At 60.1% G+C, this 26,593-nt stretch carries 32 protein-coding genes; 14 read left to right on the top strand and 18 right to left on the bottom strand.

Annotated elements, in window-relative coordinates; genetic code table 11:
- Positions 1-64 precede the first annotated feature (64 nt).
- The 3 genes from A3E77_RS03405 to A3E77_RS03395 form a co-directional block, all read right to left on the bottom strand.
- The gene (locus A3E77_RS03405) at positions 65-1,489 is read right to left on the bottom strand and encodes a dihydrolipoyl dehydrogenase (protein WP_003045026.1); all 1,425 of its coding nucleotides are present in this window, start codon (positions 1,487-1,489) and stop codon (positions 65-67) included.
- Between the two features lie 81 nt (positions 1,490-1,570).
- The gene (locus tag A3E77_RS03400) at positions 1,571-2,551 is read right to left on the bottom strand and encodes a YeeE/YedE thiosulfate transporter family protein (protein WP_003045029.1); all 981 of its coding nucleotides are present in this window, start codon (positions 2,549-2,551) and stop codon (positions 1,571-1,573) included.
- Positions 2,548-3,453: a LysR family transcriptional regulator gene (locus A3E77_RS03395; protein WP_040590183.1), complete on the bottom strand. Its 906-nt coding sequence runs from the start codon at positions 3,451-3,453 to the stop codon at positions 2,548-2,550. The genes A3E77_RS03400 and A3E77_RS03395 overlap by 4 nt, the downstream gene beginning before the upstream one ends.
- Before the next feature lie 308 nt (positions 3,454-3,761).
- Here A3E77_RS03395 and A3E77_RS03390 point away from each other — a divergent pair, with 308 nt between their 5' ends.
- The 5 genes from A3E77_RS03390 to A3E77_RS03370 all read left to right on the top strand — a co-directional run bounded on the left by A3E77_RS03390 (position 3,762) and on the right by A3E77_RS03370 (position 6,346).
- Positions 3,762-4,499, top strand: a complete 738-nt coding sequence (locus tag A3E77_RS03390) for a peroxiredoxin-like family protein (protein ID WP_293643477.1) — start codon at positions 3,762-3,764, stop codon at positions 4,497-4,499.
- A 96-nt stretch (positions 4,500-4,595) separates the two neighbouring features.
- Positions 4,596-5,039, top strand: a complete 444-nt coding sequence (gene msrB / locus A3E77_RS03385) for a peptide-methionine (R)-S-oxide reductase MsrB (RefSeq protein ID WP_003045036.1) — start codon at positions 4,596-4,598, stop codon at positions 5,037-5,039.
- Between the two features lie 2 nt (positions 5,040-5,041).
- Positions 5,042-5,557 (top strand): peptide-methionine (S)-S-oxide reductase MsrA, encoded by a 516-nt coding sequence (msrA, locus tag A3E77_RS03380; RefSeq protein ID WP_003045039.1) that lies wholly within the window; start codon positions 5,042-5,044, stop codon positions 5,555-5,557.
- Positions 5,558-5,570: 13 nt separating this feature from the next.
- The gene (grxC, locus tag A3E77_RS03375; RefSeq protein ID WP_293643476.1) at positions 5,571-5,789 is read left to right on the top strand and encodes a glutaredoxin 3; all 219 of its coding nucleotides are present in this window, start codon (positions 5,571-5,573) and stop codon (positions 5,787-5,789) included.
- A 137-nt stretch (positions 5,790-5,926) separates the two neighbouring features.
- Entirely contained in the window at positions 5,927-6,346 is a 420-nt protein-coding gene (locus A3E77_RS03370; protein WP_293643475.1) for a hypothetical protein, read from the top strand.
- A gap of 14 nt (positions 6,347-6,360) precedes the next feature.
- Here A3E77_RS03370 and tnpC read toward each other — a convergent pair whose 3' ends face one another.
- The 8 genes from tnpC to A3E77_RS03330 form a co-directional block, all read right to left on the bottom strand.
- Entirely contained in the window at positions 6,361-7,920 is a 1,560-nt protein-coding gene (tnpC, locus tag A3E77_RS03365; RefSeq protein WP_293643474.1) for an IS66 family transposase, read from the bottom strand.
- A gap of 31 nt (positions 7,921-7,951) precedes the next feature.
- Positions 7,952-8,308: an IS66 family insertion sequence element accessory protein TnpB gene (gene tnpB / locus A3E77_RS03360; RefSeq protein ID WP_293643473.1), complete on the bottom strand. Its 357-nt coding sequence runs from the start codon at positions 8,306-8,308 to the stop codon at positions 7,952-7,954.
- Positions 8,305-8,736 carry an IS66-like element accessory protein TnpA gene (gene tnpA / locus A3E77_RS03355; RefSeq protein ID WP_293643472.1) on the bottom strand — a complete coding sequence of 144 codons (432 nt, stop codon included), beginning with the start codon at positions 8,734-8,736 and terminating at the stop codon, positions 8,305-8,307. The genes tnpB and tnpA overlap by 4 nt, the downstream gene beginning before the upstream one ends.
- 252 nt (positions 8,737-8,988) lie before the next feature.
- Positions 8,989-9,900, bottom strand: a complete 912-nt coding sequence (locus tag A3E77_RS03350; RefSeq protein WP_003045047.1) for a cation diffusion facilitator family transporter — start codon at positions 9,898-9,900, stop codon at positions 8,989-8,991.
- Positions 9,901-10,046: 146 nt separating this feature from the next.
- A complete protein-coding gene (locus A3E77_RS03345) occupies positions 10,047-10,760 on the bottom strand; it encodes a ZIP family metal transporter (protein WP_003045050.1) in 714 nt (237 codons plus the stop codon).
- Positions 10,761-10,864: 104 nt separating this feature from the next.
- Positions 10,865-11,257, bottom strand: coding sequence for a RidA family protein (locus tag A3E77_RS03340; protein WP_003045053.1), 393 nt, complete (start codon positions 11,255-11,257; stop codon positions 10,865-10,867).
- Positions 11,258-11,416: 159 nt separating this feature from the next.
- Positions 11,417-12,406, bottom strand: a complete 990-nt coding sequence (locus A3E77_RS03335; protein ID WP_003045056.1) for a cytochrome P460 family protein — start codon at positions 12,404-12,406, stop codon at positions 11,417-11,419.
- A gap of 60 nt (positions 12,407-12,466) precedes the next feature.
- A complete protein-coding gene (locus A3E77_RS03330; RefSeq protein ID WP_081611190.1) occupies positions 12,467-13,201 on the bottom strand; it encodes a cytochrome P460 family protein in 735 nt (244 codons plus the stop codon).
- A 467-nt stretch (positions 13,202-13,668) separates the two neighbouring features.
- On the opposite strand from A3E77_RS03330, the gene A3E77_RS03325 reads away from it, so the two are divergent.
- Positions 13,669-13,791, top strand: a complete 123-nt coding sequence (locus A3E77_RS03325; protein ID WP_268801421.1) for a hypothetical protein — start codon at positions 13,669-13,671, stop codon at positions 13,789-13,791.
- A gap of 22 nt (positions 13,792-13,813) precedes the next feature.
- Here A3E77_RS03325 and A3E77_RS03320 read toward each other — a convergent pair whose 3' ends face one another.
- The 3 genes from A3E77_RS03320 to A3E77_RS03310 form a co-directional block, all read right to left on the bottom strand.
- On the bottom strand, positions 13,814-14,044 hold the full coding sequence (locus tag A3E77_RS03320) for a DUF5818 domain-containing protein (protein ID WP_412072800.1): 231 nt from the start codon (positions 14,042-14,044) through the stop codon (positions 13,814-13,816).
- An 80-nt stretch (positions 14,045-14,124) separates the two neighbouring features.
- The gene (locus A3E77_RS03315) at positions 14,125-14,787 is read right to left on the bottom strand and encodes a thermonuclease family protein (protein WP_003045064.1); all 663 of its coding nucleotides are present in this window, start codon (positions 14,785-14,787) and stop codon (positions 14,125-14,127) included.
- Between the two features lie 231 nt (positions 14,788-15,018).
- A complete protein-coding gene (locus tag A3E77_RS03310; RefSeq protein WP_293643471.1) occupies positions 15,019-15,345 on the bottom strand; it encodes a helix-turn-helix domain-containing protein in 327 nt (108 codons plus the stop codon).
- A 357-nt stretch (positions 15,346-15,702) separates the two neighbouring features.
- On the opposite strand from A3E77_RS03310, the gene A3E77_RS03305 reads away from it, so the two are divergent.
- Positions 15,703-16,566, top strand: a complete 864-nt coding sequence (locus A3E77_RS03305) for a hypothetical protein (protein ID WP_293643470.1) — start codon at positions 15,703-15,705, stop codon at positions 16,564-16,566.
- On the top strand, positions 16,559-17,332 hold the full coding sequence (locus A3E77_RS03300; RefSeq protein WP_255247248.1) for a hypothetical protein: 774 nt from the start codon (positions 16,559-16,561) through the stop codon (positions 17,330-17,332). Before A3E77_RS03305 ends, A3E77_RS03300 begins: the two co-directional genes overlap by 8 nt.
- 255 nt (positions 17,333-17,587) lie before the next feature.
- On the opposite strand, the gene A3E77_RS03295 is transcribed toward A3E77_RS03300, so the two are convergent.
- The 4 genes from A3E77_RS03295 to A3E77_RS03280 form a co-directional block, all read right to left on the bottom strand.
- The gene (locus A3E77_RS03295) at positions 17,588-18,595 is read right to left on the bottom strand and encodes a hypothetical protein (RefSeq protein WP_293643469.1); all 1,008 of its coding nucleotides are present in this window, start codon (positions 18,593-18,595) and stop codon (positions 17,588-17,590) included.
- A 116-nt stretch (positions 18,596-18,711) separates the two neighbouring features.
- Positions 18,712-19,299, bottom strand: coding sequence for a hypothetical protein (locus tag A3E77_RS03290; RefSeq protein WP_141237203.1), 588 nt, complete (start codon positions 19,297-19,299; stop codon positions 18,712-18,714).
- Positions 19,299-20,141 carry a hypothetical protein gene (locus A3E77_RS03285; protein ID WP_095388652.1) on the bottom strand — a complete coding sequence of 281 codons (843 nt, stop codon included), beginning with the start codon at positions 20,139-20,141 and terminating at the stop codon, positions 19,299-19,301. The genes A3E77_RS03290 and A3E77_RS03285 overlap by 1 nt, the downstream gene beginning before the upstream one ends.
- Before the next feature lie 23 nt (positions 20,142-20,164).
- On the bottom strand, positions 20,165-20,641 hold the full coding sequence (locus A3E77_RS03280) for a hypothetical protein (RefSeq protein ID WP_058803333.1): 477 nt from the start codon (positions 20,639-20,641) through the stop codon (positions 20,165-20,167).
- Positions 20,642-20,839: 198 nt separating this feature from the next.
- Here A3E77_RS03280 and A3E77_RS03275 point away from each other — a divergent pair, with 198 nt between their 5' ends.
- The 6 genes from A3E77_RS03275 to A3E77_RS03250 all read left to right on the top strand — a co-directional run bounded on the left by A3E77_RS03275 (position 20,840) and on the right by A3E77_RS03250 (position 26,542).
- Entirely contained in the window at positions 20,840-21,391 is a 552-nt protein-coding gene (locus tag A3E77_RS03275) for a helix-turn-helix domain-containing protein (protein ID WP_082665166.1), read from the top strand.
- Between the two features lie 370 nt (positions 21,392-21,761).
- On the top strand, positions 21,762-23,786 hold the full coding sequence (locus A3E77_RS03270) for a relaxase/mobilization nuclease domain-containing protein (protein WP_293643468.1): 2,025 nt from the start codon (positions 21,762-21,764) through the stop codon (positions 23,784-23,786).
- Between the two features lie 31 nt (positions 23,787-23,817).
- A complete protein-coding gene (locus tag A3E77_RS03265) occupies positions 23,818-24,105 on the top strand; it encodes a hypothetical protein (RefSeq protein WP_144036812.1) in 288 nt (95 codons plus the stop codon).
- 315 nt (positions 24,106-24,420) lie between these two features.
- Positions 24,421-25,185 (top strand): hypothetical protein, encoded by a 765-nt coding sequence (locus A3E77_RS03260; protein ID WP_293643467.1) that lies wholly within the window; start codon positions 24,421-24,423, stop codon positions 25,183-25,185.
- A 281-nt stretch (positions 25,186-25,466) separates the two neighbouring features.
- Positions 25,467-26,111 (top strand): MobA/MobL family protein, encoded by a 645-nt coding sequence (locus tag A3E77_RS03255; RefSeq protein WP_293643466.1) that lies wholly within the window; start codon positions 25,467-25,469, stop codon positions 26,109-26,111.
- Between the two features lie 158 nt (positions 26,112-26,269).
- The gene (locus tag A3E77_RS03250) at positions 26,270-26,542 is read left to right on the top strand and encodes a hypothetical protein (RefSeq protein ID WP_293643465.1); all 273 of its coding nucleotides are present in this window, start codon (positions 26,270-26,272) and stop codon (positions 26,540-26,542) included.
- Positions 26,543-26,593: the final 51 nt, after the last annotated feature.

The raw sequence follows: 26,593 nt of genomic DNA, 5'->3' as shown, positions 1-26,593 counted from the left end.
GCCGGATTTGCACCGTTGCAAGGTGCCGATATTCTATCCGAGCCGAAGGCGGGCACCGCTTGGCCTAGCCTCCCGGACCACAGTCGATGCAGCGCAGCGGCGGATTCGGTCCGAACCCGAGATGGTGGTTGAGGTGGCGAAGCGCGGTGCGCAGCCCTTCCTCAATGACAGGATGATAGAAGGGTCGTTCGAGCAATTCGGCGACGGTGAGCCGGCTCTCGATCGACCAGGCGAGGAGATGAGCGAGATGTTCCGCCGCTGGACCGAAGATTTCGGCGCCAAGCAGCAACCCGCTCGGCCGATCGCCATAGACGCGCAGCAATCCCCGGTTGAGCCCCAATATGCGAGCCCGTCCCTGGTCTTCGAACGACACTTCGCCGATGGCGAAATCCATCCGGTCGCGAAGAAGGTCGGCATGGCTGCGCCCGGCGATGGCGATCTGGGGATCGGTGAAGACGATCGTCAACGGGGTCCGGCGCGCGCGGCGATAGCTGTGCGGATAGCGCGCGGCATTTTCGCCTGCCACCCGGCCTTCGTCCGCGGCCTCGTGAAGGAGCGAGAGATCGACCGCCGAGTCGCCCGCGATGAAGATGTCGCTGTAACTGGCGCGCATCGACAGGTGATCATAAGTGGGGACGCCATGGGCATCGAGCGTGAGCGAGGTGTTTTCCAGTCCGAGATTGTCGACATTGGCCCGTCGGCCTGCGGCCGCGAGGAGATAATCGAACCGCTCCTCGCCCCCCGCTGACCGGACGATCACAGCGTCCCCGTCGCGCGCGACGCTTGCATCGGCTGCCATCCAGTCGATAGGAATTTCGCTCGAGAACTGTGCCGCCGCATAAGCCGCGACGTCGGGATCGGTGAGCGGGCCGACGCTGCCGCCGCGCCCATAGATATGGGTGCGGACACCGAGGCGATGCAAAGCCTGCCCGAGCTCCAACCCGATCGCGCCGGTGCCGAAGACTGCAACCGAGGACGGCAGATCGGTCCAGTCGAACAGTTGGTCGTTGAAAATCAGCCGATCGCCCGCCGGTTCCAGGCCTGCGGGTACGACCGGCCGCGAGCCCGTTGCGATCACGATGCTGCGCGCGCTGATCTGCTTGCCGCTCGCAAGTTCGAGCCGATTGTCATCGACAAAACGCGCCTGCTCGCGAAGCAGGCCTCCGGGTGCAAACCCCGCAATCGCCTCGGTGGCGAAGCTAACAAAGTGGTCGCGCTCGGCGCGGACGCGGTTCATGACCTGCACACCATCGACCTCGACGGGTCCGGCGCGAAGTCCGAACAGGCCGACGCTTTCGGCACGGTGGCGCGCCTCTGCCGCAGCGATCAGCAATTTGGAGGGCATGCAGCCAACGCGGGCGCATGTGGTCCCCAAGGGGCCGCCATCGATCATGACGACGCGATCGCTATATTTGAGCGCTTCCCGGTACGCCGACATTCCAGCGGTGCCCGCGCCGATTATCGCCACGTCATAGTCGAAATCGGTCATCCCGCTGTCCCTTCCTGATTACACGATGCGCATATTGCGCGCATCGAGCGCGCAAAAACAGTTGGCCCGTGGGCATGGTTTCTATGCCCTGCGGGAATAGTTTGTGGCGGCGAAGATGAGCATGAGGGTCAATGTCATCCCGAAATAGGCGGTCAGGGCATGGGGAGCGAAGGAGGGCAGCCCGTAGACGATGATGACCCCATTGCCGCCCGGGATGAGCTGGGTGGCCAACCCCATGATGGTGCCGCCGACGAGATGCCGCGAGCCTTGACGCCAGTTGGTGCCGCGCAACCGGAAGCTGGCGGAGCGGACGGCTGCAAATAGTCCGCCGCCGATCATCATCGCGGTGCCCAAAAGCGCCGGCAAAGGAGAAATCGGGGCGAAATCGTGCATGACGAGCTGCGAGGCGTAGCTGGACAGGAGGCCCAGATAGGTCCAGCTCCCGGCGCAGGCGTACAGCAGGCCGCCGCCGATGCCGATGATGAGCATGGCCTCGAAGGGACGCATCCGCGCGCGTCCAAGCAGCATCTTGCGCCAGCGCGACCGGCGGCGCAACAGTCGCAGGCGCGGCCAGCTCCACCAGCAGACTGCGGCGAAGGCCAGCCACGCCGCTATCGCGGCGAGCGGTGACGTCGCAAGCAGCGAGGGCTCGGGAATTTGCTGGGGCCTGTAGACTTTGGATATGAACGAGGCGCCGATTACCCAGCCGGCGAGGGTCAGAAGATATCCGAGCCTGCCGCCGGTCAAATGCGCGAGTGTTCCAAAGCCGCAAGCCTGGTTCGCCCACGCGCCGATCCCGTAAAGACACCCGAACAGGAAAGCCTGGATCAGCTGGTCGTAGCCCGGGGACAGATGGAAAACAGCTGGTGCGGTCCATGCCAGTGGAACAAGCAGAAGCCCTGACCAGCAAGCCGCCGTCGCGAACCCGATGAACTTGTCGGGTCGGCGCCGCACGACAAGATCCTGCGCCGCAACGACCACGCAGACCGTCCCCCGCCTGATCGCGAAACCCATCGCAAAACTCAGCATCGAAGCAGCGATGGCAACCGCAATAGCGTTCATGAGAGCAAGCCGGGTCGCTCATCGGCAAAGATCGCGTTCATCTGCGGGCGGAGCCAGTCGAGAAAAGCGCGCACTCTCGCGGTCTGGTCGCGGCCAGCCGGCAGCAGGGCCCATAGATCAATGTCTTCGAGCATATGGTTGGGCAGCAACTCGACAAGATCGCCGGTATCGATCAGATCGGCGACGAAGGGCCGGGGCAACATCGCATAGCCGAGACCGGCAAGCGCTGCCGACCGGGCTGCGTCGTCGCTGTCGAGAATGAGCGCAGGATGCACCATGATCGCGATGCGCGCGCTGCCATCGCGGAAGACCCAGCTATTCTTCGCATGATGAAGGCGCGAGATGATCGCGGGCTGCCCCATGAAATTGTGCGGGGCGTCGAGACCATTTTCGGCCTTGTTCGCGACCAGCGCCATCCGCGTGCGCGCCATGCGAGAGGCGACGAGCGCGGTGTCGGCGAGCGTGCCAATTCGCAGCGCGATATCCACGCCCGATGCCACGACATCGGTTTCGCGATCGGTGATCTCCAGATCGAGCGTGACTTCGGGAAAGCGATCAGAGAATTCCCGGAGACACGGCACGAGATGCAGCCGGGCAAGGCAAGTCGGGACCACGACGCGCACCGGTCCGGCGAGACGGCCCCCGTCTTCCTTGGCGGCAATCTCCGCGGCGGCGGCGGCTGCAATCGCACGCTCGGCGCCGTCGCGGTAGCGACGGCCCGCCTCGGTGAGCGTCAGGCTGCGGGTTGAGCGCTGGAACAGCCGGACGCCGAGATAGGCCTCAAGCTGCGCCACGGCTTTCGAAATCGATGGCTGACCGACATTGAGCCGTCGCGCCGCCGCGGAAAAGGAACCCGCCTCGGCCACGGCGAGGAACTGCTCCATGACGGCAAGTCGATCCATTTCATTCCCCTGCGGAATAGGTCCTATCGACTCAACCCATCTGCCGCAAGCAATCGCTACAGCCTAAATACGGCTCATCCGCAAAAACGGACCCGAGACAAAGCCTCCTGGAGTTTTGAGATGACCATCATGAATGCCAGATCAGAACCGACGCCGCTTTCGCGGCCCTGGATCGCGGGGTCCGTTTCCTTGCGGGTTGCGGCGGCCTTCCCTTACCGCCGCAAAAGCCTCGAGCCCGGACGCGACGTCCGAGCCGGTAATTCCCCTTCCCGGCTTCGTCGCTTCGCTCGATCCACCTTGGGCTGGGCGTGACTCCCGGCGCCCGGCTCGAGGTGGACATTGAAGGAAAGGCTGGCGCGAGCCGCGCCAGCCTTTCCCCTCCCCAATTTTCGATGCAGAAGAGTCGAATGAACTTCCGAACGGACATGAGCATGATCGAGCAAGCCTATTTCCAGGCAGCCGGCGACGAGGGGAGGGTGGCAATCGCCGAAGGCGATCGGCAGATCCTGGCCATGGGCATCGAGGTCTCGGCTGTCCAGGCCGGAGATGTCGCGCCGGAGTTCCTGCTGGAAAACGCCCTCGGCGGCACAGTCTCGCTGCGTGGCCGATTGATTGGCGGACCAGTGGTCCTGAGTTTCTTTCGCGGCGGATGGTGCCCCTTCTGCCGCGCCGAACTTCGGGCGATGTCGAAGGCGGCGCAAGCGGTCGAGGATAGAGGAGCGAGCCTGCTCGCGATCTCCCCGCAGCCGCTCGCCGACAGCATCGCAATGGCGCGGGCCGAGGAAATGACGCTTCCGTTGCTCGCCGATCGCGGAATGACGGTCGCGAGCGATTATGGCCTCGCCTTCGAACTGCCCGAGAGTATGCGCCGGGCGGCGCTTGCGGACGGGATGGTCGCAGGCGACGACGGCGCCGACTGGCGCATTCCGATGCCGGCAACCTATGTGATCAGTACCGACGGGATCATCAGATATAGTTTTCTCGATCCCAATTATCGCAACCGGCTCGACCCGGCGGTTCTCATGAGCATCCTCGACCGCCTCTGAGCCAAATTTCGAATTTCGGGACTGTCTCCACCGGCGCGCATGCGGCGCACCGGGGTGGAAAGACGTGCCGCAACTGTCAGACAAAGGAGATATCGAATGACCTACCTCAAGACCAGCGAAGCCATTGCGAAGCTGACGCCCCAACAGCGCCATGTCACCCAGGAAGGCGGCACCGAGCGTGCCGGCAGTGGGGAACTGCTGCACAATAAGGAGCCCGGCATCTACGTCGATATCGTCAGCGGCGAGCCCTTGTTCGCCTCGACCGACAAATTCGATTCCGGCAGTGGATGGCCGAGCTTCACCAAGCCCATCGTCCCCGCCAATGTCGATGAAATACGCGACGACAGCTACGGGATGATCCGCACCGAGGTGCGCTCGGCTCATGGCGACAGCCACTTGGGACATGTGTTTCCCGACGGTCCGCGCGACCGTGGCGGCCAGCGCTACTGCATCAACTCGGCTTCACTCCGCTTCGTCCACCGCGATGACATGGAAGCCGAGGGCTATTCCGAATTTCTGAACCAGATCGAGGAGAATTGATCATGACCGAACGTTCCATCCTTGCCGGCGGCTGCTTCTGGGGCATGCAGGACCTGATCCGCAAACTCCCCGGCGTCGTCAGCACCCGTGTCGGTTACAGCGGCGGCGATGTGCCGAACGCGACCTATCGCAACCACGGCACGCACGCCGAGGCGATCGAGATCAATTTCGATCCCGATCAGATCAGCTACCGCCGGATCCTCGAATTTTTCTTCCAGATCCACGATCCGACCACGCGCAATCGCCAGGGCAACGACCGCGGCGGGAGCTATCGCTCGGCGATCTATTATGCCGACGAAGCGCAGCGTGAAACCGCGTTGCAGACGATCGCGGACGTCAACGCATCCGGCCTCTGGCCGGGAAAGGTAGCGAGCGAGTTGGAGCCGATTGGCCCCTTCTGGGAGGCGGAGCCGGAGCACCAGGATTATCTGGAGCGCCGTCCCAATGGTTACACCTGCCACTTTCCGCGCGCCGCCTGGGTCCTTCCATCGGCCGGCGAGCAGTCTGAGGCAGCTTGATCGGAGACATGAAATGAAACCGAACATAACCCTCTATACCAAGGACTATTGCCCCTTTTGTCACCGGGCCAAGGCGCATCTTCGCGCCAAGGGGGTGACCGACTGGATCGAAATCGACGTCGAAGATGATCCGGTGCAGTTCCGTGCAATGCAGACAGCGTCTGGTGGACGCAGGACGGTTCCGCAGATCTTCATCAACGGTACGCATGTGGGCGGGTCGGATGATCTGTAAGCGATGTCCACTTCCCACAGCTGGCAATGAAGGTTCTTTCGCTGCTTGCGCTGGCCTGGCCATTGTCTCGCGCCGAAGGGCGGCTATTAAGGCGATAACGCGCTGGTTATCCAGCGGAACGTCCGAAGGGATTCAACATGGTTGTCGCAGTTCTAATTGCTGCGCAGGTCGCAATGCCAATGGGAATCGTTCAAGAGCCATCTTGGCCAAGAAATTATCATTGCGTTACGGTCACTGAAGCACTTGAGGTTGTGAACTTTAATATCGCCCTCGGCGAAAATACAATTACGAGCGACCGTCAAGTCCTGATACTGCCTGCCCACGCAGCGGTTCAGGTTGAGAAATCTGGCCCGTCGATTCGCTCTAATGGTAACAATTACCTACGTTTCTTGGTTTCCCGCGATCTTCCCTCAGGAAAAATCTGGATCACTCAAACTGGAAGTGTGGAAGCACCCTTGACGCAGGTCTTCATAGACACGCGAACAAAGGAAACACTGCCAGCTCAACGGACAAATCAAGCAAGTGGCTACTGTGTTACTGCGAAACCGCCGCAATAGGGTGAGCGCCGTCCTCATGTCATATTGATCCACGGCATGAGTTGGCCGACTGCGTTTGCAGGATGACCGCTGGCCAGCTTGGCGAGTGTTTCGGTCAACCAGGTGTGTGGGTTCACGCCCGAGATCTTGCAGTTCTCAATGAGCGTGGCGATCACCGCCCAGTTGTCGCCGCCTTCGTCGGAACCTGCGAAGAGCGCATTCTTGCGATTGAGGGCCAGCGGCCGGATCGATCGCTCGACGGTGTTGGAGTCCAGCTCGACACGGCCATCATCCAGGAACAGCGACAGTCCGGCCCAACGGGTCAGCGCGTAGCGGACGGCGTCGGCGAGTTTGCTCTTGGCACTGATCTGACGGAGCCGCGCCTCGAGATAGACGTGCAGGTCATCGACGATGACGCGGGCCTGCTCGTTGCGAATGGCGCGGCGCTGTTCGGCGGAGGTGCCGCGAACCTCGTTCTCGATCGCGTAGAGCATGGCGATCCTGCGTAGGACCTCGGTCGCGACCGGCGAGCTATCGGCCAGTTCGTAGAACTTGCGCCGAACATGCGACCAGCAGAAGGCGAGGCTGAGCTGCTGACTACGCCTAGCGAGCGCGGCATAGCCGCTGTAACCGTCGACCTGCAGGATGCCGGAATAGCTTCCCAGGTGCGCTTCGGCGCGCTCACTCTTGCGATCGGGAGCATAAACGTAGGCCACCAGCGGTGGATCATCGCCGCCCCATGGTCGATCGTCGCGGGCATAGGCCCAAAGCTGGCCGGTCTTGGTCCGACCCCGCCCGGGATCGAGCACCGGGGCGGTCGTCTCGTCAGCGAACAATCGCTGGGATCGTCGCAACTCTTCGAGGATGCGATCACGCAAAGGGCGCAGGTACCATGCCGCCCGGCCAACCCAATCGGCCAGGGTGGACCGGTCGAGCTGGATATCCTGACGGGCGTAAATCTGAGCTTGGCGGTAAAGTGGAACATGGTCGGCGTACTTGGCGACCAGCACCTGCGCGATCAGCGCCTCGGTCGGAATGCCACCCTCGACGATCCTCGCGGGCGCCGGTGCCTGGACGATCGCACTCTCGCAAGAGCGGCAGCCATAACGCGGGCGGCGCGTGACCAGCACGCGGAAGGTGGTGGGCACGACATCGAGGCGCTCGGCCACGTCCTCGCTGATCTGATGGAGTGCGCCGCCACAGCAGGGGCAAGCCCGATCATCCACGTCGACAATCTGCTCGATCCGCTCAAGATGCGTCGGCAGAGCGCCGCGGTTGGCCTTGCGCGGGCGGTCACCTCCAGCCTTCGCCGTCACCGCCTCGCGTGCGGCGCGGGCCTGGCCCAGCGCCGTCTCGACATCCTCAAGGCCAAGCTGAAGCTGGTCTGGATCGAGCTGCTCGGACTTGCGCCCAAAACGGTGGCGCATGAAGGCATCGATGATCGACTGCAGCCGCTCGATCTCTGCATCTGCCTCGTCCTTGGCGAGCGCAAGATCGGCCCTTGCCGCGCGTTCTGTTGCCAGTGTGCGGGACTGCTCAAGGACGAGCGCGCGGAGCGCTTCGACATCGTTGGGAAGGTCCGCTTCCATGAGCATGAGAGCAATGAATCAGCAGCGCGAGGCCCCGTCAACCGGCAATCTGCGGGGCGATCGGGCGTCGTCCGCCATGCACCCGGCGCCAGTCCAGACCTTCGAGCAATGCACCCAGTTGGGCTGCGGTCAGCCGCATCACACCATCCTGGATCGCCGGCCACTTGAACCCGCCAGACTCGAGCTTCTTGGCCATCAGGCACAGCCCGGTGCCGTCCCACCAGACCAGCTTCACCCGATCACTGCGCTTCGCCCGGAACACGTAAATGACGCCGGAATAGGGATCGCCACCGTACTCGGCACCGACCAGCGCGGCCAAGGCATCTGGCCCTTTGCGGAAATCTACCGGGCGCGTCGCGACCATCACGCGCGCGCCAGCGCCGGGTCCGATCATCGTGTTGCCTTGAGCGCTTCGATCACCGCGGCAATCACGCCCGCATCGGCGCCACGGCTGATCTTTACCGCCACGCCGTCAATCTCCAACTCGACCGCACTCGCCTTCGAACGCCGTCGCTTCTTCGAACGACGTGCTGTCGAGACAGGCTCAGCAGCAGGAGCCACTTCGACAATGGCAGGCACAAATGATGGCACTTCAGGCTCCGTCGCCGGCAGAACTACGCCCGCCGCCTCGAGTTGCTTCCGCAGATCCCTCCGCCATGCGTAAACCTGCGAAGGATCGAGCCCATGCCGGCGAGCAACGGCACTGACACCTTCACGGCCCGAATAGCACTCGGCGACAATCGACGCCTTCACCTCTGGCGGCCACTCGCGCCGCTTGCCAGCGCCCGTGAACACCTCGAACCGCTGCGCGCCCTTGCTCACAGGATCATCACCCGAGATTATCATAGTAGCAGCGCACTCCCGCCCGATCAGGGCGCGAAGACTCGGCGCTACGCTTCAGGCACGCAAGGTGGGGTCGCAGCCCCGCTTACGATGATCTGGTGGCGCTCGATGCCGACGGCGGCCTCGATTTGCTGCTGCGCGAAAAGATGCTCGTCTGAAACTAACGGGCGTCCGCCGAACAGCGGGCGCCCGTTTGCGCGTTACCGTGAGCCGCCCCGGAGTTGCTCGCGCTTAGAGCCAACGGCGATCGGCCGTGAAGTCGATCGTGAGCCAATATCCGGGGCGCAGCCCGCCCATCGCGTCCGCAAATTCCTGACGAATGGCGTCCTGCTCGCCAAGCGTCATCGTGGTCGATGCCGCGACACCGACAAAGCCGATCTCGATAAACCCTGCGCGGCCGACCTGGGTCACATAGGATTGATGCTCGACGAAGCCGTGCCGTGCCGCGACTTCGCGTGCGATGCTGCTGACCTGCGCATCGAGATCGGCTGGCGCGATCTGCAGTATCTCGCGACCGGCCGCTGCCAAGGCCCGAAGGGGAAGCGGAGCCAGGAAGATTGCAAGGAGGATGAGGATTGCCGGATCGAAATAGGCCGAGAGCTTCTCCGCCTGCGTTCCCTCGAGCACGACCGCGGTGACAAATGCGGCGCTCAGCCCGGCGTTGAGAAGTGCGCCGAAAAGCCACGCGGCCGCGTCGATATTCAGAAGCGAGGACCCGAGGCCGCGAGCGCGGCGCCGGATATAAATATACATCCCGAAGCCGATGAGCGCGCTCGCGCCGGCATATCCGATACCGGGCCCGAAACTCACGTTCCGTCCTCCCATCATCACGGTGTCTACTCCGTCAATCAATGCATAGGCGCAGGCGAGGAGCAGAACGCTGCCGTTGACGAACCCAAGCATCGGCTCGATGTGCCAGTAGCCATATTGGAACCGGCGGTCTGCGCCACGCGCGATCAGCCGCGCGGCGAAAAAGGCGGCCAGCGTAAGCCCTGCGTCGGCAAGGCTGTACACACCGTCGAACAAGATCGACTTTGCGCCGCTCAACAGGCCAATAGCGATGCCAACAAGGGAAAGGGCGAGGGTGCCGGTGGCGGAGAACAGGAGAAGCCGTTGTTCCTTGCGCTCCGAATGCGGTCCCAATTTCCATCTCCAATATTACAGCGGTCCAAGGGCCGTCACCTGAGGCTGTTATCGTAGCGAGTTACGCTGCCGGCGATGTATTTCCAACTGGCCTGACCTAAGGATGAAGCTGCAGTAAGATCTGCTATTCAAGCCCGCCCCGCATATCAAACATGATGTTGCACCAGCAGAAACGCCGAAAGAAAGCCCGTCACGGTAATCAAACCGATCATCGGCGGCGCGTGATCGAAGGCTTCCGGGATCATGGTTTCCGCGAGCATCGCCAGCACCGTGCCTGCAGCGAAACAGAGAATGACCGTCGTTGCGTCGGTTGAGACTGATCCCAAAGCAAAATTCCCGAAGGCGGCTGTGAGCCCTATCAGGAGCGGGATGCCCGCCCAGATCGCGTAAATGTAGCGTCGTGATCGTCCAGCCAGCTTCATCCCCGAGGCGCTTGAGAGTCCCTGAGGAATGTTGGCGAGGAAAAACCCGGCGACGACGCCCATCCCGATCTTCCCGCCGCCAACCATAGACAGGCCGATCACGAGTGCTTCGGGAATGCCGTCAAGAACCGTCCCAACAGCAATCGCGACGCCGCTTCCGGCATGCTCATTTTCGGTCGTTTGCTTCACGCATTCGCCGCAACGTTTCCTATTTTTCGCGCCGCTTGTGGCGAGATACCAGTTGATGCCGCTGAAGATTGCCGCCCCTCCCAGCAACGCTGTGATCGCAGCGGCGGACATGCCAGTTTTGATTGCGTTCCCCATAAGCTCGACAGCGACAATGGCGATAAGCACGCCGCCGCCAAACCCCATCACGGTCGCGATGAGGCGATGAGACAGCCGGTTTGAAAACAGGTCCGCGACAACGGCACCGATCAAAAGGCCGCTGGCTGTAAACAGGCCCCAAAGGCCAGCTCCGAGGAAATCAGCGATGACGCGACTTTCTTTCGTTTCGGATTTTACTGGCCTAGCACGGGTTGCGGTCAGTCTGGAATGCGGGCGATTACCTTGATCTCGAAATCGAATCCGGCCAGCCAGTTCACACCAAGTGCTGTCCAGTTCGGATAAGGCGCTTCAGTGAAGATCTTGCTCTTCACGGCCATAATCGTTTCGAACTGATTTTCGGGATCGGTATGGAAAGTCGTTAGATCGACGATGTCGTCAAATCCGCATCCCGCAGCCAGCAGGGTCGCTTCCAGATTTGCGAAGGCCAGCCGAACCTGCTCCGCGAACTCTGGTTCCGGCGAACCGTCTTCACGACTTCCGACCTGGCCGGATACGAAAAGCAAACGATCCGACCGGATCGCTGCGGAATATCCATGCTCTTCGTAGAGAGCATGTCGGTTTGCGGGGAAAACCGCATCACGTTTGGCCATGTGTCATTCCTTTGATTGAGGACATTCGGGCCTTGGCAAAAAATCGCCCTTGGCTGAATAGTCCGTTGAGTTGTTTTGTGCCTCAAGCATCAATCTGACTAGCCACCTTCAGTGGCTCATGCGTCTTACCGCCGCTCGCGAGCGGGAAGCCGCCGTCGACTACTGTGCGACGCTTTTCAGATAGACGATGATATCGCGGCGCTGACCCGGATCCTTGATCCCGTTGGGGAAGAGATTTCCCATGCGATTCCCGGGAATGAAGGATTTTGGCGCCTCGATATGTTTGTCAATATTGTCGGCTGTCCAGGTTATGCCGGAATTCCGTATCTGGTCCGAATAATCAAAGTTTGGCACGGTGCCCGCCTTGCGGCCGACGACGCCAGCCAGCGTTGGTCCGATGCCGGCACCACCAGGGTTTATGGAGTGGCATGCCCTGCAAGTCTTGTCGAAAGCCATCTTGCCTGAAGCCACGCCGCTCGTCATGGCCTGCGTTGCGACGGCGGGAACTATCCCGGGCGGGTTACCTCTATGTGAATTCACCGGCAGGCCGACTTGGCCTTTCTCACCCAGCGCTGGGTAGGCATAGGTGTAAACCCATTCGGATGACTTGGCCGGAATGTGGCATGATTTGCAGTCGGTTTGGTAATTCGTCGCCGTTTGCTTCTTGGTGTCGGTCGGGTCGAATTGCGCCCAGCCCCACCCGTCACCCCAGAGGGGGTTGCCCGCGAACCGTCCCTTGCGATCCTTCACCATGAGGAACCAAATCTTGCGATCACCGGCCCAGGATGCGCGGCCTGTGACGAGGTCGGCGCTCTTCGCAATTGTGACTTCCTTGATCAAGACTGCGCCGTCAGGAAATTTCCCCGCGCTCCGAAAGGCGTCAACATCCGCCGGTCGGGAATAGACGGAATGAATTTCTGCCTCTCCCGAGGGCGCCGTGACCGACCAGGTGCCAATGAACATGTAACTCTCGGGGAAGTCTGCGGGAAAGGAGATCGTCCCATCTTTGTTGACCAGCGACGCGTAAGTATCGTCGGGCGCACCCGCATCGCTCTTTTTGCCGCAGGCTGTGGTGAACAGCGCGACGGCGCAGATGACCGCAATGGTCTTCCCGGTCAGCAAATCGTCGTTCCTATGAGCACTGAGCATGGCCGCTGCTCTTGCATCGCCTGTCGCGCCGCAGACGCCGATGGCTGCAGCAGCGTCATGTCAACCGCGGGGGAGCGGTAGCGGATCGAGTATGGGCTTGTAGAATTTGATGTAGACCATGTCTTCTGCATTGGCGATGTGGCACCCCGCGCATTCGTCGACGGATTTGAGCGCTGCCGTGGCCAGATAGGGCGGAGCGGAATGATTGAAGTTGAAATAGCCCCAGCCATTTGAATCGGCGAACCGTTTGCTGTCCTTGACTGAAACGTCGAGGCCATTGGGCGGACCGGGAAAATATCCTCGCCCGGATGGTGCCGTCGTTGATCCGTCAGGAAATTCGCCTTTCGGATCACTGACGAGCTGTAGTTCCTTGATCATCATGGTGCCTTCAGGCCATTTGCCGGTCGCCCGATAGGCCTTGAAGGCTGCTGGCTGCGTGTAGACATTGTGGAACTCGGGAAAAGACGCTTTCCCGCCGTTAAGACCGTGCGGTGTCAGCGGCGCCCCGAGGAAGACCAACTCGCGAAAGTCTTTTGGTTGGACCAGCTGTCCTTTGGCATCCCAAACGGGCGGGATATCGATCTCGGGATAATTGGGGTCGCGAGCGACGGCCGCTTGCGTTCGCGGTTCCGCACTGTCGGATTTCTCGCCTTCCCCTGATGCGCCGCCGCAAGCCGAAAGTGTCGATAGCAGGAAAGCCGCACTCGCGACGCTCAAAAACGATTGATTATAGACTGGAGTCACGGCACCCGTCCTCTTCTTGAAATCAATATATGGTATCTGATCATCCAGCATCGTGGGAGAGATGTCCAATAGCCGGTCGGTATAGTTTCAATAGTTTGAAGGCCTATAATTTTTATATAACCCATTGAACTAAGTGATTTTATTGGTTGGTTCAATGTTTTCGACAATTTATGTGCCGTTCAGCTAATGAGTATGCTGGTCGTTGCTCGACCGACGACGTTGAGCGCGAGCTGCTCAACCTACGGGGTATATGCAACGCAAAATCTTCGCCCGGATGAAATCGCCAGATCGAGAATCGCTTGTGCGAGCCGCAGTCGCCCATGGCCAGCCGGCGCACGGCGAACGTCCGCTTCTCTTCGGTTCAGACTGAAAGCGGCCTGACCGAAAACGGCCAGAGTCGGCGGTATCGCACGCCTGAATGTGAGTTCGGGGGGTGTCGCCTATTCCGTAGGATTTTGTCGCCACCAAGCGTGGATTAATCGCTTTCCTACAATATTTCGCGCTGTCATGCCGAGCCTATGCAAGTACGCGGAACCAAATGGCGCGACCGGGCGCTCGCTATCGAATTCTGGATTGCGACCGCGTTGATGGGTGGCTCATTCCTCGTCGGGGCATGGCAGGCGCTCAAATATTTGTTCTAGCGGTGCAGGTGGTGCAGTGGGGCTACGCGCCGGCCGCCAGCGGCGAAGAAGCAATATTCTCGGGAGCCACACCGTCGACATCGACCAGGTCTTCACCGACCACGATGCCGGTAATGCGAACACGCTTTTCGATATGGTCGACCGGAACGCGGTGGAGGTCGAGGCGCCACCGACCGCCAAGGTCACGGCGAAGCGAGAATCCGCCCGCGTCGCGGAGCAAGGTTCCCGTCTCTTCGATTCTCGTGCCGATCATCATCATGTCGTTGGCCTACCCAAAGTCGCAACACCGCGCCAGAAACTTTGGATGAAGGCCTTTCAACCCAGCCTAAATGCTCAGCGCCGCCGAAATGGCTCGCAAGCCACCCCGTCACCGTCGCCATCCATTTCTGGCCGATATCCCGGCTGACCGCGGTATAACGGCGCAGCACCCGCTGCCCATGCCGCATTGCAATTGCGGTAATAGACGCCGGACGGCGCCGGTGATGCAATAGGCTGACGCACGGCGGATGCCTGCGGCTTGGGCCGATGTGCCCTGGGATTGGCGGCCCGATAGTCCGCTGGCTTTTGGAAGTCGGAACTCCAGATGCCTAGTTTGAGGGCCTTGGCGCGCGCCTCGGCGCCGAGATAGCGATCGCTAAACTGAGGCAACGCAACTGCAAGGCCCGCTTCGACCATGGCTTGGCCTAGATCTATCTGCCGCGCGGTGCAGCTGGCGACGATCCGGTCATAGTCATCAACATCGCGCTGCTCACAGCGCAATTCGGCACCATTCACCAATTGCCCCAATTTCGCCATCGCTTCTTTCCCACATGCCCAGCTTTGACCCTGCCGCGAACATGTCTGATAAAGCTCGGGGGCATCGACGCCATGTAAGCGGACGGCAATCCCTGCCATGTCGAGGGAGTCGCCGTCCTTTGCACGGCCCGTTCCACTAATGTCCTGCGCGGACGCGGAAAGCGGGGTCAGCGCGAGTGCGATTACAAAAAGCCATTTCATGGGAAGGATTCTAGCGCGGTTAACTTACCAATTTCTTGAACATCCTCGATCGATCGAGCCGAATGTCCGCTATGCGAATATTCGTCCCAAAGACCGGCTGACAGAACCGGCAATAGCCGAATCGACCAAAGCGCCGACCGCGCCGAACTCCTTTGCTGCGGACGTGGCGCCGGTGACGACCACGACGGTATGGGTAGGGCATTAGAACCAGTGCTAAGAGCGCCCGCTCCGCTACCGCCCGGACCGACGGTTCTGCATTCCCTTTATAATGTCTCCAAGAACCAAGCGATCTTGGTGATCGAGAGATTTCAGATCACGGTACATGACGAGCAAATGCTCGTCATCGCTATCTTCGTCCGGCTTCTCCCCGACAAGGCTTGCGATAGATACCTCAAAGTGATTGGCGAGCTTTCGGACAAGTTCGATCGACGGATTCTTGGCGGTGCCTTTCTCAAGCTCCCAGATATGCGCCTTCGACGCACCGATGGCGTCAGCCACTGTTTGAAGCGATTGCCGCTTTGCCGTGCGAAGGTTCTGCAGCCTCATCGCCAACGACATGTCCATGACCTCCCTCGACACAACCTAACATGAGAGCAACGCCATAGGAATCAAAGAGCGTTCGGTCAAACGAACGACTTCGTCCGACCGATTGACTCTAGTCGTTGTCTGATATAGCGAACGATAACGTAACTACGAATCTTACTGATGGCATCGCATGAACCACCGTCGGGATACCATTCCCCACCCTCGCATCTGGGCAGTCCACTCGGCAGCGAAACCTGGGGTCTCGGACCGATCATCGCTTGGCCGACATGCGAAAATGATACGCACTCGGAGACCGCCCCGGGGGCAGCACCATGACGCGTAGCCGGAAGCGATCAGCATCCGTGCCGCAGATTAAGCTGGAGAGAAGAAATGGCTAAAACCACCAAGTCCAAGGCGCTAGTGCCCGCTGGGCAGCGCAAGACGTCCGTGATGCGAAAGGCAGCCACGGTTGCCGTTGCGCCGGCCACGGACGGCACACTGCTGCCGATCCTCGGCTCCGACCTCGCTCTGGCGAAGCTGATCGGCGACGGAGGCGATGTCATGCGAGAGGGCGGCGTCGTTCTCGTAACCGGTCGCGCTTATGCGACCCGCGCGTGCGTCGTTCCCGCGGAAGAAATATTCTACGATCAGGCGGCGCGGCCCGATGGCAAGGGTCCGTGGCTCGGAGAGGCGGACAAGATCAGCTGGCGCGACGGGGCGAGTGGCTATGACTGCATCATGTTGCGTAACACGGACAATGGCTTTCTCTGCGGATATGTCGGCATTCCCAAGGATCACCCTCTCTGGGGCTGGGATGCAAACGCAGTTCCGCCGGACATCGGGATCGATGTGCATGGCGGTTTGACTTATTCAAGACTATGCGAAGAAGGGCCGAGTCCGACGCGTCGGTTAGCCGTCGAGGCGCGCCGCATCTGCCATGTGACATTACGACCGGCGGTCTACCATCCGGTAGAACACGCAACCGACCACCGGGTCGAAGATTCGCATGCGTGGTGGTTCGGCTTCAGTTGCGATCATGCCTACGATCTTATTCCAAACGCTAGGCCGAATTCCTCCGGATCGAAGTCCTCGGAGCTTGGACGGATATATCGCGACGACGCATATGTTGTCAGGGAAACGGTCGCCCTCGCAGCTCAGCTGCGAGCAATCGCTGAAGGAGACGCGGCGCCCGCGCGCGATGGCGCGCCGCCGCCGCTCGGCCTCGACCCTCGTCGCGGGGGTGGCCGTGGCTGACTTTGAGCGTCACGTCGGCGAACTCCCATGGGGCTGGTGGCTTCGAGCCAATCCGCGCGGCTACGAGGATGCCTCTGGGCGAAATTGGGCGAGCGTCAGGGACGCCTTCTGGGAGGGAGAACTTGGATTCCCGCCGGTCCACTTCGCACCCGAACAGCATGAACTGATGCTGAGGGTCATGACCGCGATCGATGCGCGCTGGTTTGGCACGGAGAGCAACCACGACGTTTTCGGCGGGGACATGATGTTCTGGCGATTCCATCTGTGCTGGCTCGCCAGCATCGGTATGGTCGAGACATCGGCGGGGAGGGACCTCTTCGGTGGGGGGCTGAGCTCATTGGGCAGGTCCGTCCTCATGATGCTGCAGGCCACGCGCGAGCCGGAATTCGAGCGCTTGCCAATGGCGGCGGTTGTTGCCGCGGTAAGTGCGAGCGCGGGGCCCGACGCCGAGGCACGGGAGCGGGCACTAAACACTTTTGAGCAGCAGGTTGGGTTTCGTCGCCATCTGTTCGCGCGCGAAAATCTGGGAAGGCGATACCTGGTGACGTTGACCGGACTTAAGGTTGGCGCGCGGATGCCGACGCGCAATATCGCGTGGTCGCAGTCCTTCGCCGATGCAAATTCGCGCGATGATCTCTTCGCCTGGCTCGCCGGGCGGGTGCACCGTTGGGATGATTGGGGTGAAATCGCCTACCGAAAGGGCGCGTCTGCGCTGACAAGCCATTTGTTGTCGGTCATCGTCGGAGCGGGCGGCCTGGCTCGGTGATCGCTCGTCGCGGGGAAGATGCAAGCTGGCCGTTGAGCGTGGTCTATCATGTCGTCGAGCCGACGGCCAATTGAGCGTGTCCGCGCGATGACGGAGCTTCTGTATTCGCGTAGGACATGACAGCTTTCTCCGGAGGGATGTCTCGGCAAGGAAGCTGTTCAGAACAAGTCGAAAGCGAAATCTATATCACCCGGCAAGGCAGCGATCTTGTTGGGATAATGCTAAACTGGATGTAGGAACCTTCCATATAAATGTTCACCATGAACGACCGGACACTTTGCAAAATAGTCGCTTCGGCTGGTCGAAATTTACCTGGATGGCCTGTTGATCGCCAATTTCTATCGAACTGGCTTCAGTGATGATCATGTCGCTGGACAGTATGGGATGCTCGATCAAGCGAGTTATCGGCTGACCCGCCAATTGGCTGATCGCGATCTCGGGAAGGGTGCAATTCCACAACGTGAGCGAGCTACCATTCCAGTGAAAATTGGAATTTTGCGCGTCGTAACCTTCGCAGCCAATGTGTCCGTCTCGGACATACAAGTACAAATCAGGATGACGTGCTTCAACAGTCCGATTGGCGACCCACCTTATTCCGTCAGCGATATCACATCGCTGCGCGATAGCATTGATTGCGATTTGGTCAATCGACCCGTCCGCTCCTTGGCGCGCCAGTTCGGTTTTCCTGGCGAATCTTAAGTCCATAAGTTCTCTGTGCGTTTTGAGCTTCGCGTTCAGCAAACTTGGATGGTCTGCAACAATATTGAGTTCAGAAGGGCTGAGTTTATTATCAAGCACTCGAAATTCTAAATCTGACAGGTATTCTTGTCTTCCGCACCATTCGTCTCTCAACAGCCGCGGTTTTACCAGTTCGGCATGCGTTGCGCCTCCTGACCAAGTCGAAAGCGTCTTCAGTGCCTCATGGCGGGCGTCATAAAGCATCGCGGAGAGTGCACTTATCCCTCTGTTGCGAAGGTCCTCAAACACGGCGAATATAGCCTGACCGATCGCATCGCTGTCGGTGCATATCCCTCCTCGTTCTGTGTCGTCGCAATCGCCATATCGAACAACGACAAATGCGCCCGGGGAGAATTCAAGCTCGACCTCGAAGTCATAAATATCACCGCAGTCTGCCCTTATACCGATCGATGTAATTCGGGGACGCCACTCGAAACCCCTCAAATGCTCATTCACATATTCAAGTATTTCAAGTGCGAGCTTGGACGCTTTGCTCCTGCCCTCATGTCTATACCACATTTTCATTGCGTTAGGCTCCAATGGCACATGACCGCGCCGTTAATTTTTTGAGGGTGGCAGATCGACATGCGCCGAGGCTTGGGGCGCACGGTTTTTCACGGCGACAAGGTGGGCAATCAGTATCATCGCCAAATTAACAGGCCGATGATCAGCGCAGTCTGGACTGCGCTAATGGTATAAAGCCTCCAGGGCTGCGGATTGAGCTGCTCGCGGGCTCTTGCGAGAAACTCTATGGCCCATACGCGCATTTCCGTTTCGATGAATTTTTGGAATGAATCACGCGTGTACTTGAATTCCCCGTGCGCCGACGCAAAGTGGGCGGCAAGTTGGCTGACGTCGCGCCCCAGCCGCTCAATTTTTGCAATCCGCATGTCGAGTTGTCCGGCGCTCTGACTGGCGGCGGTAGAAATCTGAGCTACCAGTCGACCCGCCAATTCTTCAGCGTCCTGCATACTCGTCCGCCGCTGCGTTTCCGCGACTGCAATTACCTCTCCCGTGTATTGGGTAGCCCTCAGCAGATCGTTCACGAGGTTGCTCCCGACCTTCAATATGCCTGTCAACAGCCAGACGAGATTGTCCTTTTCAAGGTTGTGTTCTTCGGCGAAGCGCAGGATCAGTTCGACGTCGCCGCTGCCGTACAGATATTTCTCGAGCAGCTCTCGCGCCGAGGTAGAGGACCGAGTTTGCAGATCGATATGGGGCTTTTTCATCAGAAAGGCCTCCATTCGATGCCTTCGAGGCCCAGCAGGTCTTCGATCTTCTGGAACTCGCGAACCCATTTGCTGAGCCATGATGCCATGTTGAGCCGGTCATATTGTTCATAATCGCCTCCGACATGAGTCGCGGACTGGGCAAATGTCAGGCTCAGCGCTTCCGCCAGCGCGAACGGCCGCATGGGGGCGGGTGGCATGTCGATAACCTGACCGCCTGCTTCTTCGAACTTACGACGGACGTTGCCGCCGACCGTGCGGCCATAAAAATTGATGAGAGGATCGGACGACCAGAGCCGATAGTCGTCATCGCGCACTCCCGCCATATAGCGCGCCCCGACATAGGACACCTCGCCGAAGGTATCGATCGCCTTGCCAACGCCGCGGATAGCAGCAACGGTCGGTCCAAACGGGACAAGAACGATCGGCTCGCGATCATTGTGACGAATATGATCGACAAGATCGCGGGCCGTCAGCGATTCAGACAGGGATCCGAAGCGATCGAGCGACCCTGACGGCGTATCGATGATTACAAATTCGGCATCTGATTCTATCGCGTGAAAGATTGGGCGGGCACCGTCGCGATCGAACAGATCAGCCTTGATAATCCCCTTATAGGGATCCTGCTCAGCGAGCAGTTTGCCGGAGTCATCGCGCTCGCCCAAACGCTGAGTCAGAGAGCCATTGGCCTTGTCGGCGTCGACGATCTGGACACGGAAATGACCTTCGCCAGTGGCCCGCAAAACGGTCGCGAGCGCGGTCTCCGTCGTGCTCAGGCCTGCGCCCCCCTTATCTTTGGCGCCGATGACTGCAATGCGGCGTCTTATGCCTCTGGTCGTCATTTGCATTTCTCCTTCGTTTCGGATCAGATTTCTTCATCGAGATCGATGCCCGGCTTGAACGGGGTCTCAATCGTCTTGGCCTTGGACGCTGATGAAGTTTGGGGCGGCGTCAGGATGGCTTCATCCTGGGCAGACGGTGGTTCGACGATCTCAGGCGGTTTATCTGGCGGCGCGGGATCGGACGGGGCTGCCGCGGCATGCGGATCCATTTCGTCAGCCGGCTCCGCGATCTGGTCCATCTCCATGGATGGTTCTTCCGGATTTTCGCGGCGCAGGCGGCTGAGGTACACCCGCAAAGTCTCTGCCGAGATTGCAACGCCAAGCTCATGCAGGAATTCGACGATTTGCGCGTCGGTCCAGCCGTTGGCACGGCGAATAAGGATTAACGGCGCTGCCGTTCGAATGACGCCCATAAGGGGGACGCGCCGCTGGGGAGGATCTTGGACGTCTGCCTCGCGCTGAGCATTGACCACCGTCTCGATGGCCGCGGCATCAAACAATGTACGCTTGCCTTGAGGTAACGTCGTTCGTCCATCGGATAGCGCCGCGCTTGCGGGCTTTGGTAGGGGCGATGATGTGTTCATTCCTGCATTTTAGTCTGGCGGCATTGACTAAAATGCAAAATGTCACATATTTTTTTATTCAGGATTAATCTGCGGTCTCATCGGCATGCGGAATTTTAGAGAAAGTTATACTCAATGCGACTGTTCGAACCCGAGACTGAATTACGAAAGGCCCGGAAAGCGTGCAATTTGACACAGGCTAAGCTCGCACGACGGACTGGCTACAGCCGGGAGACAATCTCGAGGATCGAAAGTGGCCAACGCAAAATGTCACGCGCATTTCGCGATATTCTTTTGCGTGAGGAGGTGTTGGGCAAACATTTGCCTCAAGAAGCCGGTCTAGGCGACGCGCCGGGGGGATGGCGCAATTATCGCTGCTATCTTGCGCGCTGGATCGGAAAACGTTCAATGGCCGATGTTGCACAGGCGGTCGGGATCAGCATCAGCTCGGTGAGGAAGTTCGAACGCGCCGAGGCGACGCCCCGGGGCATCGTAGAAAGTCGACACTCCACCAAATATGGGGACATTAGCGAGGCCTATGCCAAGGCGCTCGGTTTCGATGGTGTCGACGATGCCGACGCCTATTTGGGAGCGAAAGACATCACCCCTTGGCTAAAACGCATCGCCCGAATACGCGGCACTGAAGATCGCCTCAAAGCCGCTCGCATGCCGGAACCTGACTACTGACGTGGTGATGTCGATGGGTTGATCGAACCCGGTGTCAGCAAGCTTATGCCGTCGCTGACCATACGAGCCTCCTGCCGGATCATTGCACTGCTTTGTTATGTTATGTCATGTTTGGACATGACCCCCACGATCACGTCGCGTTCCAGCTGATTAGGTGCGATTGCGCTTTGACGCGCAGCGTAATACCGGTTCATTTATTTGACACAGGATGGGGCTTCACCTGAGAGGTGAAGCCGACGCCACGGCTGCTCGGCGCTTCGCTTCTTGCAGCCATGGCAAATTGGGCCACGTTAGCAGCAGTCTTACGCCGTAGGCGATTGTTACGGAAGATTAGATTGGCGCCGCCCTACGGCGCCTCCATCTCCCGATGATGGTCATTGTCGAAAAACCGGCGAAAGAAAAGGGCGGGGCGGGATCCCGCCATGCGCGGTCGCTCGCCCGCTATATGGAAATCGCCAAGCGCGATGGCCAGGCTCACGAATTTGGTCTGGATCTTGCCCATTATCTGTTGACCGACAAGTCGCCCGGCGCACCGGAAGAACGCGTCATCGACCTTGGCGGCCTCACCCAAGGGCAAAACATGGATTGGGCCGCCGCTCGCGATGAAATGGAACGTCGCCTCGCGCTGCGCTCTTCGCGGTCGAAGAAGCCGGCGCGACATGTGATCGCGTCGGTGCATGGCGATGAAATACTTGATGGCAACTCCTGCAGCCGGATTGCGATGGTGTTGGCCGAAGAGCTCGATTGCACAGACGCGCTGATCCTGTGGGCCCTGCATGGCGACACGGACAATCTGCATCCGCATCTGCTGGTCCTAACGCTCGACCAGGAAGGGCGAGCGACTCCCTTTGGTCCTGGAGGTTTGTCGCATGAAGCGATGCAGCGGGCGTGTGCCCGGTTGGAATATGAGCTTGGACTGAGATCGGAACCAGGGGCTCGCTATGTAGCCGATGCCCACAACGTTCGCCGGGTTGAGCCTATCGAAACCAAGACCGATAAAGCGAAGCATCCCTCGCCCTCGCTCAAAACCCTGCAATGGGAGGAAGAAAGCGGCGTCGAGTCATTTACGCGATTTGCCCAAAAGCAACTCGCACCACTTCTGCATGCCGCCCGGAACTGGAGCGATGCCCAGACGGCACTTGCCGAGCACGGCGTGATGGCGATCCAGACTGGGTCGGGCGGTGAGTTACGAAGCGCGGACGGCCTTCATCACGTCAAGATGTCGGTCGTGGACCGAAAGCTGAGCATGCCGAAGCTGATCAAGAAATGGGGCCCCTGGACGGCGCCCGAACCGCCGGAGCATCCGTTCATTCCACGCATCATCGACCCGGAAAGGGCGGGAGCCTGGGCGACACGCGACCAGCATCGCGCCGACGCTTGTGGTATTATCCAAGAACGCATCGCTCGGCTAATGGCGGAAAAATTGGCCGCGGTGACGATGCTGGAAGCTGAGCGTCGGATTTGCCGCGCCGAGGTTGCAGCGCTTGAGGCCGACCCTGCGGTCATCGGGGTTGGCGCGCTTCAGTCAGCGGTCTCATCAATGTTCAAATCTCGGATCGCCGACGTTCGAGCGCAATATGATGCCCGGATCACTGCACTGCGCCAATTGCGCGCTGAAATCGACGAATTTCCGGATCCCGCGGCTATCGACCTCCCATCGCTCGAGGGAAACGATGCGTCGTTTGACCTGGGCTGGGCGCCAAGCCAACCGGGCCGGCGCGAATTGCGAGGCTATCGGTCCGTCGAAGTGGGAAATGCGATCCAATATTGGTCCATCGAAGAGGGTCTTGGGCAACCTGCATTCGTCGAGCGCGGAAACCGCATCTGGCTCCAAAATACTTCCGATGCGACCCTTCGGGCTGCGCTGTTGGTGGCAAGGGATCGTCATGGAGATGTCGCTGCGTTTGGCGGCAAGGACTTTATTCGCCAAGCTCAACGGCTCGGCGCCGAACTCGGGATCCCCGTTCAAGCACGGCCGATCGCGCAGCCCGAACCGGTGCGCAAGCGTTCGCGGCGTGCTGAGCGCTGGTACGCGGCCATCGATGCTGCTGCAGGTCGCGGACAAAATGTTGCATCCCATACTGCGGACCCAAGCCCCGAGGCCGACAGGGCGAGCACCATCGACCGCGACGTAGCACCATCCCCGGTCAATGCTTCGGATGGATATCGGCTGCATATGCGCCTGCGTCGCCGGGTCCGGGCGCTCGTCGCACAGCGGCTGGCCCGCTGGGACTGGGATCCCGGAGAATACCGCGAACGTGACCCAAGCGTCGCCCGCGCGGGTCCGCATAAATACACCGATGCCGATCGCGGGTCGGGGCCGATCAAGCCAGGTGAGCCGAGAACCGCCATGCAACAGGCACGAGGGCAGTCGCCGCCTGATTGGTCGCGATGACCGAATTTACCGTTGACCAAGGAGAATTGCAGTGCCGACCAACGATATTTTCCAGCCAAGCCAGTTCCAAACCCTGCGGCGAAATGATGATCATGTCAGCCCAGTACTCAGCCATCCGGCATCCGGTGTGACGTTGACGCCCGATCCCGCTTGCACCTCGTGCCGGGCTGCGATGTGGCTGTTCGACACCGACATCCGCTGCTTCTGCAAAGTGCTCAAGGAATACACGTGGGGACGAGGGCGTGATCCGGTCATCGCCTGTGACGAGCGCGAAGCCTTGGCCGAAGTCGCTGAAGAAGCAAGCCGCGGATCGGATTGATCCCCATAGTACGTTTCGTCGACACGACAGGCGTAACGTCGGTCTTCTAGTCATGTACCAGTCTATGGGGAAGCGACTAACCGGCGGTCGCCGCCGCCGATCACCGGCTGCCAGAAAACCTGCCACCCATAAATGACGACCACCCCTGCGGCGCAGCCGCAGAACGACCTCGCATGTCCGCCGGATGGAAAAGCGGGACGCGGCTGCGCGCCCGCCGAGCGGTGGAGACGCTGACGCGGGAAGCGAGGAACAGGGTGAAAGGAAAAGAGGCAGGAGTTCTGTCTCGGATCCCTGATCCTCCGAAAGGAGAATATCGTGAACGAGTATCAACTTCCCAAATGCCTGCAGGTGATCGGTCTGGCATGCATTCCCGTCAACGACATACCAGACGAGCATCCGGCGCTGGCACGCAGGCCGGTTGCGGCGGCGGTCCTGACGATGGTCGATCAAGATGATGGTCATCACTGGATCAACACGATCTGCGTCTCCGACGCGCGCAAGTCGGAAATCCCATTGCCGCACTTGCTCGACAAGACCCTGTTGCCGGGCGCGGTCCAGATCGTGTCCACCGCTGATCGCATGACGCTGGCGATGGACGCGATGAGCCGGCGCTTCTTCGTCGAGCCGGCTCTTGCAGAACTTTGCTTTGGCGATACGGCTATCGATCCCGCCGCAATGGGTGACCGTGGGTTCGATGAGCGAACAGCGTGCCGTCGTTTCTCGATCCCGATGCCCGAGATCGGCGATGCGGACATTGAGCTTGCCTGGTCGCGCTCCGCGCCGGCGGCAGCCGAAGACCATGCGCTGCGCGTCGCGACCGCACGCTTAATGCTGTGGGCGCATGTCGAGGCGTTCCGCAGCGCGCGACCGGAACCTTTCTTCGAGACGATGCTGGCCCTGCGCAACTGGATCGATGCCAGCGAGTATCTGACAGCCGCGCTCGCCGATATCGGGAACTCACGCCCAATCCGCCGCGCAGACTCGTTTGCGCATCATTATCGCGACTATCGACAACGGCTTGCTGCGGGCGACGAGACCGCGCGGTGGGTGAGCTTCGAGGACGGGCTGTTCCACGCCTGAGCGCGCCTAACGCGTAAACTCACTATCGATGAAAAAATGGCCTCGCTGCTCGGGTCGCGCGAGCAGCGAGGCCTGCGAGCGTGCATATGCACAACGCTTCGCATGCGATGGGCCGCTTTCATGCCCGTCAGGGCACGGTCTAGCGACCAGCTTTAAACATCCGGTGAATCGGCGCACAGCAGCCGCTGCGGCGCCCTCTCGCCATCCCTCCATCACACATGAACTCAGCAAGGGGACCGCAGCGATGCGGTCCCTTTGTCCTTTACAGAAAGACGTACCAAATGACGACCATCCACAACATCCGACCGTTCAACACCCGCTATGTAATCCGGGAACGCTCAAGCCGATATACGCCTGAACTCTTGCGCACGCACCGCACGGCGCAGGCGAGCTACGCTTACATCAACCGCCAGAATAGCGTTGATGAATGGGGTCCGACGCCGAACTGGGCGTCGCGCCCCGACCTGGCGGCGGCGGGCCGATGTGCTCCTGCCCGCGCTGCTGGCCCCAAGCTGGGGGGAATCGCGCTGTGGGCACAAGCGGATGAGAATGCGGTCCGGTATCGGCCCGACGAGCCGACAATCGCGCATTGCGTTGGCAGCCTGCCGCGCCATGAGGACCTCGCCTTCTGGCGCAATCTGATCGAAGGCTTTGCCGAGGATTATCTCGTGGCCCGCGGCATGGTCGTGGACTGGGCGATCCATTACCAAGCGGAAAGCGATGAGCAGCCGGAAATCGCACCGCACGTGCATTTCCTCATCACCTTGCGAGGATATGACCCGGAGCATCGCGATTACGGCAAGGTTCGCCAGAACTGGCTCAGAACGGACAACTCTCGCAAGCGCCTCGCCGAGCGTTGGTGGGAACGGACCGGAATCGTCCCGCCCGAATATGTCATGGCAGCGACAACGCAAAAATCCCGCTGATCGTGTCGGCACCGAGCACCGGTAACGCCCGGTGCCGAACGCCATGAGGATCGCATTCCTGTTCTGGCTTCAGAAGGATCGGATAGTGAGGCCTCCAGACCAGAATAGGAGAGAAATTGAGCGGATAGGGTGATCTGAAGATCGGAGGAGAAAATAGAATGTTTATCGTTGAACCAACTGCTGTAGTCATTGCCGCGTATGTCACGGCCCTCGTTACGCGCGAAATGCCGCGCCTGTTTGCATTGCTAATCGTCCGGATCGCCGTCCGGCTGTCGGCAGCTAGGCACACTCAGATCGTGGAAGCGGTTAGCGGTCGCCAAGTCCCAGCGAATTGGACCGCGGCGTCGGAAGATCGGAAGTTGTTGCGCGCCGGCATGCGCTCGACGATGCGTATGGCGACGTTTCGTTCGCTCTATCCGACTAATCGCTAAGGGAATCTGCTGAGCCCAGGCGGATATGTCATTATGCGAGCCCCATATCAG

It is taken from the genome of Sphingopyxis sp. RIFCSPHIGHO2_12_FULL_65_19, assembly GCF_001830555.1.
GTDB lineage: Bacteria > Pseudomonadota > Alphaproteobacteria > Sphingomonadales > Sphingomonadaceae > Sphingopyxis.
This window is presented reverse-complemented; position numbering and strand designations above follow the sequence as displayed.